Annotated in this window: 15 protein-coding genes; 9 read left to right on the forward strand and 6 right to left on the reverse strand. The window is 72.2% G+C overall.

What is annotated here, in order from left to right:
- Positions 1-279: 279 nt before the first annotated feature.
- On the reverse strand, positions 280-1,803 hold the full coding sequence (locus tag ACIBHY_RS11070; RefSeq protein WP_397252323.1) for a beta-N-acetylhexosaminidase: 1,524 nt from the start codon (positions 1,801-1,803) through the stop codon (positions 280-282).
- A 96-nt stretch (positions 1,804-1,899) separates the two neighbouring features.
- Here ACIBHY_RS11070 and ACIBHY_RS11075 point away from each other — a divergent pair, with 96 nt between their 5' ends.
- Together ACIBHY_RS11075 and ACIBHY_RS11080 are read left to right on the forward strand one after the other, a co-directional pair.
- On the forward strand, positions 1,900-2,247 hold the full coding sequence (locus tag ACIBHY_RS11075; protein ID WP_397252324.1) for a DUF1801 domain-containing protein: 348 nt from the start codon (positions 1,900-1,902) through the stop codon (positions 2,245-2,247).
- A gap of 61 nt (positions 2,248-2,308) precedes the next feature.
- Positions 2,309-2,935 carry a S1 family peptidase gene (locus ACIBHY_RS11080; RefSeq protein ID WP_397252325.1) on the forward strand — a complete coding sequence of 209 codons (627 nt, stop codon included), beginning with the start codon at positions 2,309-2,311 and terminating at the stop codon, positions 2,933-2,935.
- Here the strand turns inward: ACIBHY_RS11080 and ACIBHY_RS11085 are convergent.
- The 3 genes from ACIBHY_RS11085 to ACIBHY_RS11095 form a co-directional block, all read right to left on the reverse strand.
- Positions 2,889-3,713, reverse strand: coding sequence for an ion transporter (locus tag ACIBHY_RS11085; protein WP_397252326.1), 825 nt, complete (start codon positions 3,711-3,713; stop codon positions 2,889-2,891). The two genes, ACIBHY_RS11080 and ACIBHY_RS11085, sit on opposite strands and share 47 nt — an antisense overlap.
- A gap of 248 nt (positions 3,714-3,961) precedes the next feature.
- Entirely contained in the window at positions 3,962-5,152 is a 1,191-nt protein-coding gene (locus ACIBHY_RS11090) for an FAD-dependent oxidoreductase (RefSeq protein WP_397306610.1), read from the reverse strand.
- 6 nt (positions 5,153-5,158) lie between these two features.
- Positions 5,159-5,710 (reverse strand): TetR/AcrR family transcriptional regulator, encoded by a 552-nt coding sequence (locus tag ACIBHY_RS11095; RefSeq protein ID WP_397306611.1) that lies wholly within the window; start codon positions 5,708-5,710, stop codon positions 5,159-5,161.
- Positions 5,711-5,903: 193 nt separating this feature from the next.
- Here ACIBHY_RS11095 and ACIBHY_RS11100 point away from each other — a divergent pair, with 193 nt between their 5' ends.
- The 7 genes from ACIBHY_RS11100 to ACIBHY_RS11130 all read left to right on the forward strand — a co-directional run bounded on the left by ACIBHY_RS11100 (position 5,904) and on the right by ACIBHY_RS11130 (position 12,178).
- On the forward strand, positions 5,904-6,743 hold the full coding sequence (locus ACIBHY_RS11100; protein WP_397252329.1) for a geranyl diphosphate 2-C-methyltransferase: 840 nt from the start codon (positions 5,904-5,906) through the stop codon (positions 6,741-6,743).
- A 24-nt stretch (positions 6,744-6,767) separates the two neighbouring features.
- Positions 6,768-7,904, forward strand: coding sequence for a family 2 encapsulin nanocompartment cargo protein terpene cyclase (locus tag ACIBHY_RS11105; protein WP_397306612.1), 1,137 nt, complete (start codon positions 6,768-6,770; stop codon positions 7,902-7,904).
- Positions 7,905-8,047: 143 nt separating this feature from the next.
- Positions 8,048-8,623 (forward strand): biotin transporter BioY, encoded by a 576-nt coding sequence (locus ACIBHY_RS11110; RefSeq protein WP_397252331.1) that lies wholly within the window; start codon positions 8,048-8,050, stop codon positions 8,621-8,623.
- Positions 8,614-9,837: a class I adenylate-forming enzyme family protein gene (locus tag ACIBHY_RS11115; RefSeq protein ID WP_397252332.1), complete on the forward strand. Its 1,224-nt coding sequence runs from the start codon at positions 8,614-8,616 to the stop codon at positions 9,835-9,837. Before ACIBHY_RS11110 ends, ACIBHY_RS11115 begins: the two co-directional genes overlap by 10 nt.
- The gene (locus ACIBHY_RS11120; RefSeq protein WP_397252333.1) at positions 9,834-10,955 is read left to right on the forward strand and encodes a thiolase family protein; all 1,122 of its coding nucleotides are present in this window, start codon (positions 9,834-9,836) and stop codon (positions 10,953-10,955) included. The genes ACIBHY_RS11115 and ACIBHY_RS11120 overlap by 4 nt, the downstream gene beginning before the upstream one ends.
- The gene (locus tag ACIBHY_RS11125) at positions 10,956-11,630 is read left to right on the forward strand and encodes an energy-coupling factor ABC transporter ATP-binding protein (protein ID WP_397306613.1); all 675 of its coding nucleotides are present in this window, start codon (positions 10,956-10,958) and stop codon (positions 11,628-11,630) included. It begins immediately after the preceding gene.
- Complete coding sequence (locus ACIBHY_RS11130; protein ID WP_397252335.1) at positions 11,627-12,178, forward strand: energy-coupling factor transporter transmembrane component T family protein; 552 nt, start codon at positions 11,627-11,629, stop codon at positions 12,176-12,178. Before ACIBHY_RS11125 ends, ACIBHY_RS11130 begins: the two co-directional genes overlap by 4 nt.
- Before the next feature lie 43 nt (positions 12,179-12,221).
- Here ACIBHY_RS11130 and ACIBHY_RS11135 read toward each other — a convergent pair whose 3' ends face one another.
- Entirely contained in the window at positions 12,222-13,550 is a 1,329-nt protein-coding gene (locus ACIBHY_RS11135) for a sensor histidine kinase (protein ID WP_397252336.1), read from the reverse strand.
- A 78-nt stretch (positions 13,551-13,628) separates the two neighbouring features.
- A complete protein-coding gene (locus tag ACIBHY_RS11140) occupies positions 13,629-14,171 on the reverse strand; it encodes a dihydrofolate reductase family protein (protein ID WP_397252337.1) in 543 nt (180 codons plus the stop codon).
- Positions 14,172-14,186: the final 15 nt, after the last annotated feature.

The following is a 14,186-nucleotide window of genomic DNA, read 5'->3' on the forward strand; positions in this document are numbered from 1 at the left end:
AAGCGGTCTTCTGCCGGGCGCCGGGAAACCGCCGCCCCTACGCGCCGCACCACCCGGCCCGCACCAACCCGGCTGACGCCCGGCGGCGGCTGGTCCGCCACCGGTATGGCGGCCTTTGCCGGAGCCGGTGGCGGAGAAGCCGGTCGTGGTCTGCCCGGCCGGTCGGCGTTGCGGTCCGGCCGCAGCTCGGGGTGTAGGAGCGTGGGGTCGGGTGCCGGCCGGGTGTGGGAGTGCGGGGGCGGGGTGCTCGGCCGGGGAGAGGAGTTCTCGGGTGGGGGGCTATTTGGCCATGTGCCAGGTCTTTCGGGGTTTGTTGTGCATGCGGCCGGGGATTCCGGGGCGTCGCTGCCAGGGGAGCGGGCCGGTGGGCGGGCGGTAGGCGACGCCCAGCGCGTCCAGGCGGGCGTAGTGGGCGGCGTGCATCCGGTGCTCGAAGCCGGCGAAGTCGCGCTCGTCCGGCCCCGGCAGCCGCGACCACGCCACCTCGGCCAGCGCCGCGAGCCTGGGGAAGGCCTGATAGTCCACGCGCCCCCGGTTCTCGGCGACCTCGGTCCAGAGGTTGGCCTGGGCGCCGATCACCCGGGCCGCGTGCGGCGTACCGGCCAGGCGGGGTGGCACGGGCTCGAAGCGGTAGACGTCCTCCAGCGTGTGCACCCATCCGAACGGCACCGGCTCGTCCTCGCCCGCCGCCTGCACGTGGTCCAGGTACACCTCCTGCTGCGGGCACATCACCACGTCGTGCCCGGCCTCGGCGGCGGCGATGCCGCCGGCGTACCAGCGCCAGCACATGACGGCCGCGCCCGAGGCCAGGCCGCCCTGCGCGATCTCGTCCCACCCGATGAGACGGCGCCCGCGCGCGGCGAGGAACCGGTCGAAGTGCCGCACGATCCAGGACTGGAGCTCGTCCTCCCCGGCCAGCCCGAGCTCCCTGACGCGCGCCTGGGCCGTGGCCGACGCCCGCCACTGGTCCTTGAGGCACTCGTCGCCGCCGAGGTGCACGAACCGGCTCGGGAAGATCTCCAGCACCTCGTCCAGAACGTTCTCGTAGAAGCGCAGGACGCCCTCGGTGGGGGCCAGCACGTTGGGGTTGATCAGCCAGTCGCCGAGCACCTCCAGGGCGGAGGTGTCGATCACGTCGGTGTTGCCCAGCTCGGGATAGGAGGCGATCGCCGCCTGCGAATGGCCGGGCAGGTCGATCTCGGGGACGACGGTGACGTGGCGTTCGGCGGCGTACGCCACGATCTCCCGCAGATCGTCCTGGGTGTAGAAGCCGCCGTGCGGGCGTTCGTCCCAGGTGACCGGCTCGCCCCACCCGATCCGCGTCCGCCGCCGCCACGCCCCGACCTCGGTGAGCCGCGGATAGCGCCGGATCTGGACCCGCCACCCCTGATCATCGGTGAGGTGCAGATGAAGGACATTGAGCTTGTGTACGGCCAGCAGATCGACATACCTCAGCACGTCATCCTTGGGCAGGAAATGCCGGGCGACATCCAGCATGAACCCCCGCCAGGCGAACCGCGGCGCATCCTCGACGACCAGATACGGAACGTCGGCTGGCCCCGCCTCGATCGCCGCGCGCCGGAACGCGTCCGGCCCCCGAAGCTGCCGCAACGTCTGCCGCCCCCAGAACACCCCGGCCGGATCGCCCCCCACGATCTCCGCCCCGAGCGCGGACGTGCTCAGCCGGTAAGCCTCCGCCCCGAGCCCCGGATCCACCCGCGTCCGCACGTCCCCGCCCAGCGGCCCGGTCTCGCCCTGCCAGTCGACCCGCACGGGCGCGGGGACTAAGTTCACCTCGGTCACCCGCCCATTGTCCGCCCTGACGAACCGGGCGTCCGCGTTCCCTGTCACATCGTTCGATCGACGCGTAGATGTCAGCAACCTGAAGGGAACACCGAGATGACCGTCAACGACTACACCGCCAAGCTCGACCAGCCGCTGCGTGAGATCGCGGAGAAGCTCCAGGCCCTGATCGACGCGGCGATGCCCCAGCCCGGCGCGGTATGGCACGGGCACCCGGTCTGGAGCCTCGGGGGCGCGCCCGGCAAGACGCCGGTCGCGTTCTTCAAGGCCTACAAGAACTACGTCACCTTCGGCCTGTGGCGCGGCCAGGAGATCGAGGACCCGTCGAGCCGGCTGACGGCCGCCAACCGGCAGATGGCGGTGGTCAAGCTCCAGAGCGTCGAGGAGGTCGACGACGCGCTGTTCGCCTCCTGGATCCAGGCGGCCCGCGCCCTTGAGGCATAACGCGGGCGTTATAGCTGGTTGCGCATTGTTGAGGGCGGGCGGCCGCCGTACCGTCGAAGGCATGGCATTACGGAGCATCACCGTGAGCCTTCTGCTGGGCTTGGGGCTCATCAGCGCGCCGGCGGCCTACAGCGTCCGAGGTGGCGACGCGTTCTACGCCGGGCCGACGCGCTGCACGATCGGCGCGTCCGTCCAGGGCGGCTATGTGACCACCGGCGACTGCGCGCCCGCGGGTACCGCCGTGACCGGGCTCAACCGGGTGGCCCAGGGCACCGTCCAGGCGGTGGCCTTCCCCGGCAAGAACATGGGCTGGGTCCGGGTGAACGCGAACTGGACGCCACGCGGCGTGGTCAGCGACGGCCGGGGTGGCGAGATCCGGGTCGCCGGCGCGCAGCAGGCGCCGGTCGGGGCCGCGGTCTGCCGGTCGGGCGCCACCACCGGGTGGCAGTGCGGCATCATCCTGCGCCGCAACGCGTCCATCACCTACCCGCAGGGGACCGTTCACGGGCTGATCGAGACCAACATCTGCGCGGAGCCGGGCGACCGCGGCGGGCCGCTGCTGTGGAACGGGCACATCCAGGGCATCCTGGTCGGCTCCACGGGCAACTGCGCGACCGGCGGGCGCTCGTTCTACCAGCCGATCATCCCGATCCTTCAGACGTTCGGGCTGACGCTCCTGTCGTCGTGAGCTCGCGGGTGACCAGGACGTCCAGTTTGGCGGTCAGGGCGGCGAGCTCTTCTCGCACTGCCTTCAGCTCCTTCTGGGTCTCGGCTTCGGCGGGGGAGGCCTCGGCGTCGTTCATGGCGTTCACCACTACCGCTATGAAGAGATTTAGGGCGACAAATGTGGACATGAGGATGTACGCGATGAAGAAGAGCCACGCCCACGGCTTGTGATCCATGACCTCCTGGGCCACGTTGCCCCAGTCGTCCCCGGTCATGATCTGGAACAACGTGAACAACGAGCGCGGCAGCTCGTCGAAGCGCTCCGGCATGATCTCGCCGAACAACTTCGTGGAGACGACCGCGGCGATGTAGATCAGCAGGACGAGCAGGCCCATGATGGAGGCCATCCCGGGCACGGCGGCGAGCAGCGCGTGCACCACGCGGCGCATGCTCGGCACCGCCGAGATCAGCCGCAGCGCCCGCAGGATCCGCAGCGCCCGCAGGATCGAGGTCGGCCCGCTGGCCGGGATCAGGGAGACGATCACGATCACCGCGTCGAACCAGTTCCACGGGTCCTTGAAGAACGATCGCCCGTTCGCGTAGAGGCGGGCGGCGATCTCGACCGTGAAGATCGCCAGTGCTATGTGGTCGATCGTGACCAGGACGCCGCCGACGTGGCGCATCAGGTAGGTGCTGGTCTCGCAGCCGATGGTGACCGCGTTGACGATGATGACCAGGATGATCGCCCTTTGGACGACCTGTCGTTCGAGAAAGGCGCGCACCTGCGCTCGCCTTGTCACCTGTACCGCTCCAGGGGGTAGGAAGACTGCCATAAAGATCATCCCAGGGGAGATCTGGCAGTGTCCGGAAATCAGGCGATATGCGGGTTTCTCCACCACCTCGCCCGGCTGCGCGCCGCCCGGATCCGGCTCGCCCCGGCCCGCGACGCCGCCGGGGTCCCGCTCGGGATGGTGAGCCCGGACGACCCGCCGGTGAAACGCCTCAACGGCGCGTGCGAAACGCCCCAGCGGTGCGCGTGGGAAGGGGCTCAGGAGCGGACGTGCTCCGGCCGTACGCCCAGCCCGACGAAGCGGCCCATCAGGTGGCGCAACGGCGGCAGGGCGCGGAAGAGCGAGAAGACCGCGGGCACGTGCTCCGTGGTGTCGTCCGACAGCCGCTTCGGATACAGGTCGCGCAGGATCGTCGTCTGGAACGCCTGCGTGACCCTGGCCGGGAACTGTCTGCGTGCCTGCACCGCCGCCAGCACCCGCTCGGGGGGCGGCCCGGAACGGCGCAGCGCCGGGCCGACCAGGTTGGCCGTGGCCACCGCGTCCTGCACGGCCAGGTTGATGCCCACCCCGCCGGCCGGCGACATGGCGTGGGCCGCGTCGCCGATGCACAGCAGGCCGGGCCGGTGCCAGCGGCGCAGCCGGTCGACCCGGACGGCCAGGTGGTGCACCTCGCTCCAGCCGAGCTCCCCGACCCGCTCGCGCAGGCCGGGGACGAAGGCCGCGATCCGCTCGTGGAAGGCCGGCAGCCCGCTCGCCTGGAGCCGGTCGTACGCGCCGGTCGGGATCGTGTAGGCGAACTGCCAGAAATCGCCCCGGTCGATGGCGACCAGCGAGCCCCTCCCGCCCTGGAAGAACGGCACCCGCTCACCCTCCCGCCGAGGCAGGCGGAACCACAGCACGTCCATGGGCGGCGAGCCCGCCAGAGGCAGCAGCCCGGCCTGGGCGCGCAGCACGGAGTGCCGGCCGTCGGCGGCGACCACCAGGTCCGCCCTGATCTCGATCGGGCCCTCCGCACCCGTGGCCCGCAGACCGGCGACCCGGCCGTCCTCGACGATCAGACCGGTCGCCTCCGTGGAACGCATCAGCCGGAAGCCGGGACAGGAGGCGGCCTTGCCGTACAGGAAGTCGAGAAGGTCCCACTGTGGCATGAACGCGATGTACGGGTGGCGCACCTTCAGCCGGGTGAAGTCGGCGAAGGTGACGCTCTGGCCGCCCATGCGTACCGCGACCTCGCTCATCTTGTTGTGCGGCAGCTTAAGGAACTCGCCGCTCCAGCCGAGCTCGGCGATGATCTCCAGCGTCGACGGGTGGACGGTGTCGCCGCGGAAGTCGCGCAGGAAGTCGGCGTGCTTCTCCAGCACGACCACCTCGACTCCCCGGCGGGCCAGCAGCAGTCCGGTCATCATGCCGGCGGGTCCGCCGCCGGCGACGAGCACTCTGGTACGCACCTCGTGTCACCTTCCCGTGGGGTAGAGCAGGCCGACCAGGGCGGGGACGTCGATCGGCGAGCCCGTGGCCCGGCTGACCGCCACCGCCGCGAACAGCGTCTTGGCGGCGGTCCCGGTGTCGTGCGGCGGCAGCTCGCCCGCCGCGACCCGGTCCGCCAGGAACGCGCCGATGAGCCGCTGCCCCTCGCCGGTCAGCTCGGCCAGCGCCGCGCGGGCGCGGGTGGCGCTGAAGAAGACCGCCACCAGCTCGGCGTTGCCCGCCAGCAGTCCGTCGAAGGCGGTGAGCAGCTCGGTCAGGACCTCCCTGGCCGGCCGTCCGGAGTGGCCGGCGGTCAGGAGCTCGCGCAGGCGCGTCATGAACCCACGCTCGCGCAGCAGGGTCTCGACCAGCGCCTCTTTGCTGTCGAAGTACCGGTAGAGCAGCCCCGGCGTCACGCCCGCCGCCTCGGCGAGGTCCTTGACCGACGCCCCGTCCACGCCCTTGGCGGCGAACACCCGCAACGCCGCGTCGAGCAGCTGCTCACGCCGCCACTCCGCCTGTTCCTTACGCGTCGCCATGATCTCCACATTTCATTGAATAAACGTTTACTCAACGAAATCTAGACGATCGGGTACGGCCCCGGCAAGCCGCACCTCGTTCCCTCCACCCGCACAGGAGAAACGGCGGTTCCGGAGACCGGAACGCCACATTTCACTTTCGGTAGCCGGGAGATAACTTCGCGTCGCACTCCTTCTCAGAAAGGCAGGCTTCATGTCCGTGGTCATCACCAGCCCCTACCAGCACTCCGTGGCCGACTACTGGAACCGCGAGAAGAACGCCGTCAACCTCCGCCTCGGCGAGGTCTCCGGCACCTACCACCACCACTACGGCATCGGCGCCGTCGACTGGTCCGTGCTGGACGAGCCGGAGGAGACCCGCGACGAGCGGATGATCGCCGAGATGCACCGGCTCGAGACCGCACAGGCCGTACTGCTGCTCGACCACCTCGGCCAGGTCCAGCCCACCGACCGGCTGCTCGACGCCGGATCGGGCCGCGGCGGCAGCAGCTTCATGGCGCACGAACGCTTCGGCTGCCGCGTGGACGGCGTCTCGATCTCGCAGAAGCAGGTCGACTTCGCCAACGAGCAGGCGCGCCTGCGCGGCGTGCAGGACAAGGTGGAGTTCCACTTTCGCAACATGCTGCAGACCGGCCTCGAACCCGGCAGCCTGAAGGCCATCTGGAACAACGAGAGCACGATGTACGTCAACCTCTCCAAGCTGTTCGCCGCCCACTCCCAGCTGCTCGCGCCCGGCGGCCGCTACGTGACCATCACCGGCTGCTACAACGACGTGTACGGGCTGCCCTCCAAGGCCGTCAGCGAGATCAACGCCCACTACGTCTGCGACATCCACCCGCGCAGCGCCTACTTCAAGGCCATGGCCGACAACCACCTCGTGCCCATCGACGTGATCGACCTGACCGAGGCGACCATCCCCTACTGGGAGCTGCGCGCGCGCTCATCCGTGGTCACCGGCATCGAGGACGCGTTCCTGACGGCCTACAAGGACGGCAGCTTCCAGTACCTGCTGATCGCCGCCGACCGCGTCTGACCTCAGCCCAGCGAAAGGAACGTCATGCCCAACCCCTCCGCGTTCCTGCCCGGACCCACCGGGCTCGGCACCTCCGCCGCCCGCCTGTTCGCCCAACCGGCGGGCGGCCTCGCCGTACCGCAGGACCCCGGGTGTGTGCCAGGTCCCCGCACCGTCAGACAGCCGCCGCTGGTGTTCGCGCAACGGCCCTGGGCCGACGGGAGCATGCCCGCGCTGTACTGCCCGCTCGCCGTGCGCGTGGACCACGCGCTCGGCGAGGTGGTCAACGAGCGGCTGGTGGAGTGGGCGGAGAAGATCGGCCTGCACGAGGGGCGCATCGAGACGTTCCGGCAAGCCGGCTTCGGCCACCTGGTCACCCTCGCCCACCCCGACGTCGACGACCCCGACCGGCTGCTGCTGGCCGGGCAGATGAACGCCGCCTGGTGGGCCTGCGACGACTACTACGCCGACGAGACCGAACTCGGCGCCGACCCCGCGTTGCTGGCCAGCCGGCTGGCCCTGGCGATGTCGGCCATGGACGCGCCGCCGCCGGCCGACGAGTTCGGCGACGAGCTGGAGGCGCAGCTCAGGAGCGACCCGGTGCTCGTCTCCCTGACCTCGGCCCGCGACCACGTGGCCGTGCACTCGACGCCGTCGCAGCTCGCCCGCGTCAACCTGACGTCCTTCCAGATGTGGGTCAGCTGGAACGCCTACGGCGCCTGGCGGCAGAGCGGCGAACCCGTGGAGGCCTGGCGCTACCTGGCCGCCCGCCAGCACGACAGCTTCTACACCTCGATGACCCTGTCCGACATCGTGGGCGGCTACGAGGTGCCGGGCAACCTCTTCTACGAGGAGCGGGTGCACCGCGCCGTCATGCGGGCGGGCACCGCGGCCGTCATCGTCAACGACCTGCACTCGGCGATCCGCGAGGCCGCCGACGAGCTGCCCGACTGCAACATCGTGCTGCTGGTGGCCGCCGAGCGCGGCTGCACCCTGCGCGAGGCGGCGGAACGCGCTGTCGCCCTGCACAACGACATCGTCGCGGCCTTCGAGGCCGACTGCCACGAGCTGCGTGCCCTACCCTCGCCCGAGCTCCACCACTTCCTGTGGGCGCTCGGCGCCTGGCTGGGCGGCGGCCTGGAATGGCACGGCACCACCAACCGCTACACGACCACGGAGTAGTGGGTCGTCAGGGGTTAAGGGCATTGACCGGCATCTCCTAGAGTCTGGGTGGCGCGCCACGACGACCGCGCTGGTTCCTCGGGGTGGATCTTGTCGTATACCTCCATACCTGGATCGCCGGAATGTGATGTGGGATCGATGCCATGAAGAACGCGGGAGACCTGGCGAGGGTGAGCGTGTTCGCCGCGCTCATCGCCGTGCTCGGACTACCGGGCACGCTCAACGTTTTCGGCAACGCCGTGCCGATCACTCTGCAGACCTTCGGCGTCATGCTCGCCGGTGCCATTCTGGGCACCTGGCGGGCGGCGCTGGCGGTGACCGTGCTGCTCGTGCTCGTCGCGGTCGGCCTGCCGCTGCTGGCGGGCGGACGGGGCGGGCTGGGGGTGTTCGCCGCCGCCTCGGCCGGCTACCTGATCGGCTGGATCCCCGGCGCCGCCCTCACCGGCTGGATCGTGCAACGCGGCGGGCGCAAGCCGGGCATCGTCCGGCTGCTGCTGGCCTGCGTCGCCGGCGGCATCGGGGTGATCTACCTGTGCGGCGTGCCCGTGCAGGCGCTGGTCACCGGCATCCCCCTGGGCAAGACGATGCTGCTCAGCACGGTGTTCCTGCCCGGCGACCTGATCAAGGCGGTGCTCGCCGCCTTCGTCGCGAGGGGCGTCCAGCGGGCCTACCCCGACGCCGTGCCGGCCATCTGGCAGGAGCGGCACACGTGGCGGTAGCGGCACACGTCCTGGAGCACGCCGCGCGCGACCCCGACAGGGTCGCGCTCGTCGGCCCGGAGGAGGAGGTCACCTACGCGGAACTGGCCGAGCGGATCAAGGCGCGCGACGTGCGTGCCACCGCCGGTCCCGCCGTGATCAGCGTGAAGGACCCGGTGGCCGCCCTCACCCAGGCGCTCGCCGCCGACCTGGCGGGGATCACGCCGCTGGTCTGCGACGACCGCGCCGCCCGCCTGCTGGCGGACCTCCCACCCGCTCCTCCGGCCGAGGGCGGGTGGGCCTGTTTCACCTCCGGCAGCACCGGGCGGCCGCGTGCGGTGGTCCGTTCGCGGGCCTCCTGGACCGACTCCTTCCGGCACCTCGGCCGCCTGTCCGGCATCGGCGGTGAAGACGTGGTGCTGATCCCGGGTCCGCTCGTCACCTCCCTGTACGCCTTCGCCGCCGCCCACGCCCTGGGCGCCGGCGCGACGGCGATCGTCCCCGGCCGGTGGTCCCTGGAGCACCTCGACGCGGCCACCGCGGTCCACCTGGTACCCCACCAGCTCCAGGAGGTTCTGCCCAAGCCCGACTCCCTGCGCGTGGCCCTCGTCGGCGGCGCCGCGCTCGACCCCGCCGCCCGCGAACGCGCCCAGGCCGGCGGCCTCCGGGTGCTGTCCTACTACGGGTCGAGCGAGCTCTCCTTCGTCGCCGCCGACGCCGACGGCACCGGCATGCGCGCCTTCCCCGAGGTGGAGATCGAGGTCAGGGCGGGCGAGGTGTGGGTGCGTTCGCCCTGGGTGGCCGACGGCTACCTGGCGGGCGCCGCCGGCCCGCTGCGCCGGGACGCCGCGGGCTGGGCCACGGTCGGCGACCTGGCGGAGCCGTACCGGCCGGGCGGGGTTCTGCGGGTGCGCGGCAGGGGCGACGGCGCGATCCAGACCGGCGGCGCGACCGTCGTGCCCGAGGACGTCGAGGCGGTGCTGCGGCGGGTGCCGGGCGTGGCGGACGCGGTCGTCGTCGGCGCGCCGCACCCCGACCTGGGCGCGCTCGTGTGCGCGGTGGTCGAGGGCCCGGTACGGCGGGCCGACCTGGAAGCCGCCGCCCGCGCGGGACTGGACCGGGTGCAACGGCCGAGACGCTGGTACGCGGCCGACACCCTGCCGCGCACCCCCACCGGCAAACCGGCCAGGGCGCTGATCGCCGAGACGCTGACCGGCTTCAGGAGGCTGGCGTGAGGCCGGTGGTGGTGGCCGCCCGGCGTACCCCGATCGGTACGGCAGGGCACGCCTTCAAGACCCTCACCGCCGACCGGCTCGCCGCCCCGGTGCTCGCGGCGGTGCTCGCCGACGTGCGCAAGGCGGCCGGCGGGTACCGGGACGTGGACGACGTGGTGCTCGGCAACTGCATGGGCCCCGGCGGGAACCTGGCCCGCGTCTCGGCGCTGGCCGCCGGGTTCGGGCACGAGGTGCCCGGTCTGACCGTCGACCGGCAGTGCGGCAGCGGCCTGGCCGCGATCCTGCTGGCCGGGCAGGCGGTGAGCGCCGGTGAGGCGGAGTTCGTGATCGCCGGCGGGGCCGAGAGCGCCTCGACCGCTCCGCTGCGCACGCGACGGGGGGCGGCGCAGCCGTACGAGCGGGCGCCGTTCACCCCGGACGGGCATCCGGACCCCGACATGGGACCCGCCGCCGAGGCGCTGGCGCGCGCCCGCGGCGTCGGCCGCGAGCGTCAGGACGCCTACGCGATCGACAGCCACGCCAAGGCGCTGGCCGGTGACTTCACGGGGGAGATCGTCGCGGTCGGCGAGCGGGAGACCGACGAGCGGCCGCGCGTCCTGCGGGAGCGGTCGCTGGCCAGGCTGCCGGCGGCGTTCGTGCCCGGCGGCACGGTCACCGCGGGCAACTCCTCGCCGATCAGCGACGGCGCGGCGGCGGTGGCCGTCGTGGACGAGCGGCTGGGGCTGCCGGGCCTGCGGCTGGTGGCCGGTTCCGTCGTGGGATGCGACCCGGAGCTGCCCGGCTGGGGGCCGGTGCCGGCCGTACGGCGGGTGCTGCGGCGGGCCGGGGCCGAGCTCGGGCAGGTGGCGGCGGTGGAGATCGTGGAGGCGTTCGCCGCGCAGGTGCTCGCGGTGACCGACGCGCTCGGCCTCGACCCCTTGGGCGCCGACCGCACGCGCGTCTGCGCCGACGGCGGAGCCCTCGCCCTCGGCCATCCGTGGGGGGCCAGCGGCGCGGTCGTGGTCACCCGCCTGTTCCACCGGCTGGTGGGCGCGGGCGCGCCGCGTGGCACGCTGGGGCTGGCGACGGCCGCGGTCGGCGGCGGTCTCGGGGTCGCGGCGTTGTTCGAGGTGGTGTAGATGATCGAGCTGAGCGGCGTCGGCGTACGGCTGGCGGAGCGCGAGGTCCTGGACGGCCTGACGCTGACCCTGTCCGAGCGGCGGATCGGCGTGGCCGGGGCCAACGGCTCCGGCAAGAGCACCTTCGCCCGCCTCCTGAACGGCCTGGCCCTGCCCACCACCGGCACCGTCCGCGTCCTGGGCATGGACACCCGCCGCGAGGCGGCCAAGATCAGGCGCCGGGTCGGATTCCTGTTCACCGACCCCGACGCGCAGATCGTGATGCCGACGGTCGCCGAGGACGTGGCCTTCTCCCTGCGCCGCAGGGGCCTGCCGAAGGCGGAGGTGGCCGCGCTGGTGGAGGAGGTGCTGTCGCGCTACGGCCTGGCCGCCCACGCCGACCACCCCGCGCACCAGCTCTCCGGCGGCCAGAAGCAACTGCTCGCCCTGTGCTCCGTGCTGGTCCTCGAACCCGACATCCTCGTCATGGACGAGCCCACCACCCTGCTCGACCTGCGCAACTCCCGCCAGGTGGCGCGCATCCTGCGTGAGCTTCCCCAGCAGCTCGTGGTCGTCAGCCACGACCTCGCGCTGCTGGCGGACTTCGACCGGGTTCTTGTGCTCGACCAGGGCAAACTCGTCGCCGACGGCGCGCCGGAGGCAGCGCTCGACCACTACAGGGACCTGATGGCATGACCGGTCTCAAGCTGCTCGGACTGGCCGCCGGATGCACGGTGCTGGTCCTGCTCCAGACCCCGGCGGCGCTGGCCGGCGCGACCGCCGTCGTCCTGGCTCTGTACGCGGTGGCCCGGGTACGCCCGGCGGCCGCCTGGGGGCAGATCCGGCCGGTGCGCTGGTTCGCGCTCGCGCTGTTCGTCACCCAGCTCCTGCTGGCCGACCTGCCGGCCGCGACGGTCACGACGATGCGCGTGGTGCTCATGGTCGCACTGGCCGGGCTGGTCACGCTCACCACGCCCGCCTCGGTGATGCTCGCCGCCCTGGAGCGCGGGCTCGCGCCGCTGCGGCTGGTGCGGGTGGACCCGTTCCGGGTCTCGCTCATGCTCACGCTCACCCTGCGCAGCGTGCCCCTGCTCACCGACCTCGCGCGCCGGGTCAGGGAGGCGCAGCGGGCGCGCGGGGTGTCGTGGAGCGTGCGGGCCTTCGCCGTACCGCTGGTGGTGGGAGCGCTGCGGCACGCCGACGCGCTCGGCGAGGCCCTCAGCGCCCGCGGCCTGGACGACTGAGCCCCTACGGCGCGAGTCGCCCGCGGTCTGGACGACTGAGCCCCTACGGCGCCAGCGGGAAGACGGCGCGGAACTGCGCGCCGGGCCCGTGATCGGTGATCGCGAGGCTGCCCCCGTGGACCGAGGCGATCTGCCGCGACAGCGCCAGCCCGAGCCCGCTGCCGCCCTGGTCGCGCTCGCGTCCCTCCCGCAGGCGGGTGAAGCGCTCGAAGACCCGCTCCCGGTCCTGCGGGGCGATGCCGTTGCCGTCGTCGGTGACGGTCAGCACCACCTCGCCGCCGTCCACGGCGACCGCCACGTCGACGCGCGAGCGGGCGTGGCGCTCGGCGTTGTCGAGCAGGTTCGTCAGCAGCCGGTCGAGCTGGATGGGGGAGCCGTCCACGAAGGCGCCGTCCGGGGCCTCCGCGTGGACGCCCGCCCGCCGGTCCGCCTGTTCGCGCGCCAGCTCGCCGAGGTCCACCCGCCTTCTGTCCGGTACGGCTCCCGCGTCCAGCCTGGCCATCATCAGCAGCTCGTCGATGATCCCCGACAGCCGGTCGACGGCTTCGAGCGAACGGGCGCCCACCTCGGGCCAGTCGGTGTCCGCCGGGTAGGCGACGGCCAGCTCCAGCTGGGTGCGCAGCGCGGTGATCGGGCTGCGCAGTTCGTGCGAGGCGTCGCTGACGAAGTGGCGCTGGGTCTCGGCGGAGCGTTCGAGGCGGGCGAGGGTGTCGTTGGTGGCGGCGGCCAGGGTGGCGATCTCGTCGCCCGTCCCCGGCACGGTCACCCGTTGCCCCAGGTCACCGGCGGTGATGGCGGCGAGCTGGGTGCGTATCCGCTTGACCGGGCGCAGGGCCTGGCCGACCGCGGTCCAGGCGGCCAGGCCGACCATGAACAGCAGCGCGGGCAGGGCGACGGCGAGCGTGAAGTAGAGCAGGCGGATCGCCTCCCGGGTGGCGGAGACGTCCTCGGCGCCGTACACGGTGATCGGGCCGCTGGGGGTGGTGGTGCGCAGGGCGGCGATGTAGTACTCCTCGCTCGCCTCGGGCAGATCGGGCCGGCCGTAGGTGGTGGTGAGGCGTTCCGGCGCCGGGGTGGGCAGGGCGGCGAATCGGTTCTGGTCGCCGGCCTGCGTCGAGGTGCCGAGGACGGCGCCGTCGGCGGCGATGACCTGCAGGAGGTCGATGCCGGGCGGGGTGGACAGCTCGGCGGGCAGGTCGCCGCGGCGGGCGTCGGCGGCCTGCGCCTGCACGGCCTGGTTCACCCGGGCGGCGAGCTGGGCTTCGAGCGTGCGGGGGATGGTCATGGCGAGGATGGCCGCGGCGGCGCCCAGCGCGATCGCGGCCGCGAACGTGGCGGCCAACGTCACCCGGCCCCGAACGGAGCGCGGCATGACCTTCATGGGAAGGTCGTTGCCGCGACCGGTTCGGGGCAAAGCCAGCAACGCTGCCGGATTCGCCCAAGCGGCGGGCTATGCCTTGGGCTTGTAGACGAGCACCTGGACGCCCGAGCTCAGCGGCGTCGACTTCACGAAGTCCAGGTGGGTGATGTCCAGGCCCTCGAACACCCGGGTGCCCTCACCGCCGATGACCGGCATGACCCAGAGGTGGTACTCGTCCACCAGCTTGTGCTCCAGCAGCGTGCGGTCGAGCTCGCCGGTGCCGTACTTCAGGATGCTCTGGCCGGGCTCCTGCTTCAGCTTGGCGACCGTCTCGGCCACGTCGCCCTCGATGAGGGTGGCGTTCCACTTGGTCTCCTTCAGGGTCCTGGAGGCCACGTACTTGGGCAGGGCGTTCATCCGCACGGCGTACTCGCCCTCGGACGCCTCCATCAGCGGCCAGACCTCGGCGAAGCCCTCGTAGGTCTCCCGGCCGAGCAGCAGGGCGTCGGCGCCGTACAGCAGGTCGGCGGCGTATCCGGCATAGTTCTCGTCCCAGTAGGGAGTGCTCCACTTCTCGGGCGAGCTGATGACTCCGTCGATGGTCATGAAGGTGGACTCGATGAGCTTACGCATGTCCGGCGTCCTCTT

Origin of the sequence: Nonomuraea sp. NPDC050547 (assembly GCF_044457345.1) — a bacterium.
Classification (GTDB): Bacteria; Actinomycetota; Actinomycetes; order Streptosporangiales; family Streptosporangiaceae; genus Nonomuraea.

Coding starts and splice junctions, on each gene's coding strand:
- ACIBHY_RS11140 (WP_397252337.1), bottom strand. CDS start 14,171: ATGCGTAAGCTCATCGAGTCCACCTTCATGACCATCGACGGAGTCATC.
- ACIBHY_RS11110 (WP_397252331.1), top strand. CDS start 8,048: ATGAAGAACGCGGGAGACCTGGCGAGGGTGAGCGTGTTCGCCGCGCTC.
- ACIBHY_RS11095 (WP_397306611.1), bottom strand. CDS start 5,710: ATGGCGACGCGTAAGGAACAGGCGGAGTGGCGGCGTGAGCAGCTGCTC.
- ACIBHY_RS11100 (WP_397252329.1), top strand. CDS start 5,904: ATGTCCGTGGTCATCACCAGCCCCTACCAGCACTCCGTGGCCGACTAC.
- ACIBHY_RS11125 (WP_397306613.1), top strand. CDS start 10,956: ATGATCGAGCTGAGCGGCGTCGGCGTACGGCTGGCGGAGCGCGAGGTC.
- ACIBHY_RS11080 (WP_397252325.1), top strand. CDS start 2,309: ATGGCATTACGGAGCATCACCGTGAGCCTTCTGCTGGGCTTGGGGCTC.
- ACIBHY_RS11075 (WP_397252324.1), top strand. CDS start 1,900: ATGACCGTCAACGACTACACCGCCAAGCTCGACCAGCCGCTGCGTGAG.
- ACIBHY_RS11135 (WP_397252336.1), bottom strand. CDS start 13,550: ATGCCGCGCTCCGTTCGGGGCCGGGTGACGTTGGCCGCCACGTTCGCG.
- ACIBHY_RS11105 (WP_397306612.1), top strand. CDS start 6,768: ATGCCCAACCCCTCCGCGTTCCTGCCCGGACCCACCGGGCTCGGCACC.
- ACIBHY_RS11130 (WP_397252335.1), top strand. CDS start 11,627: ATGACCGGTCTCAAGCTGCTCGGACTGGCCGCCGGATGCACGGTGCTG.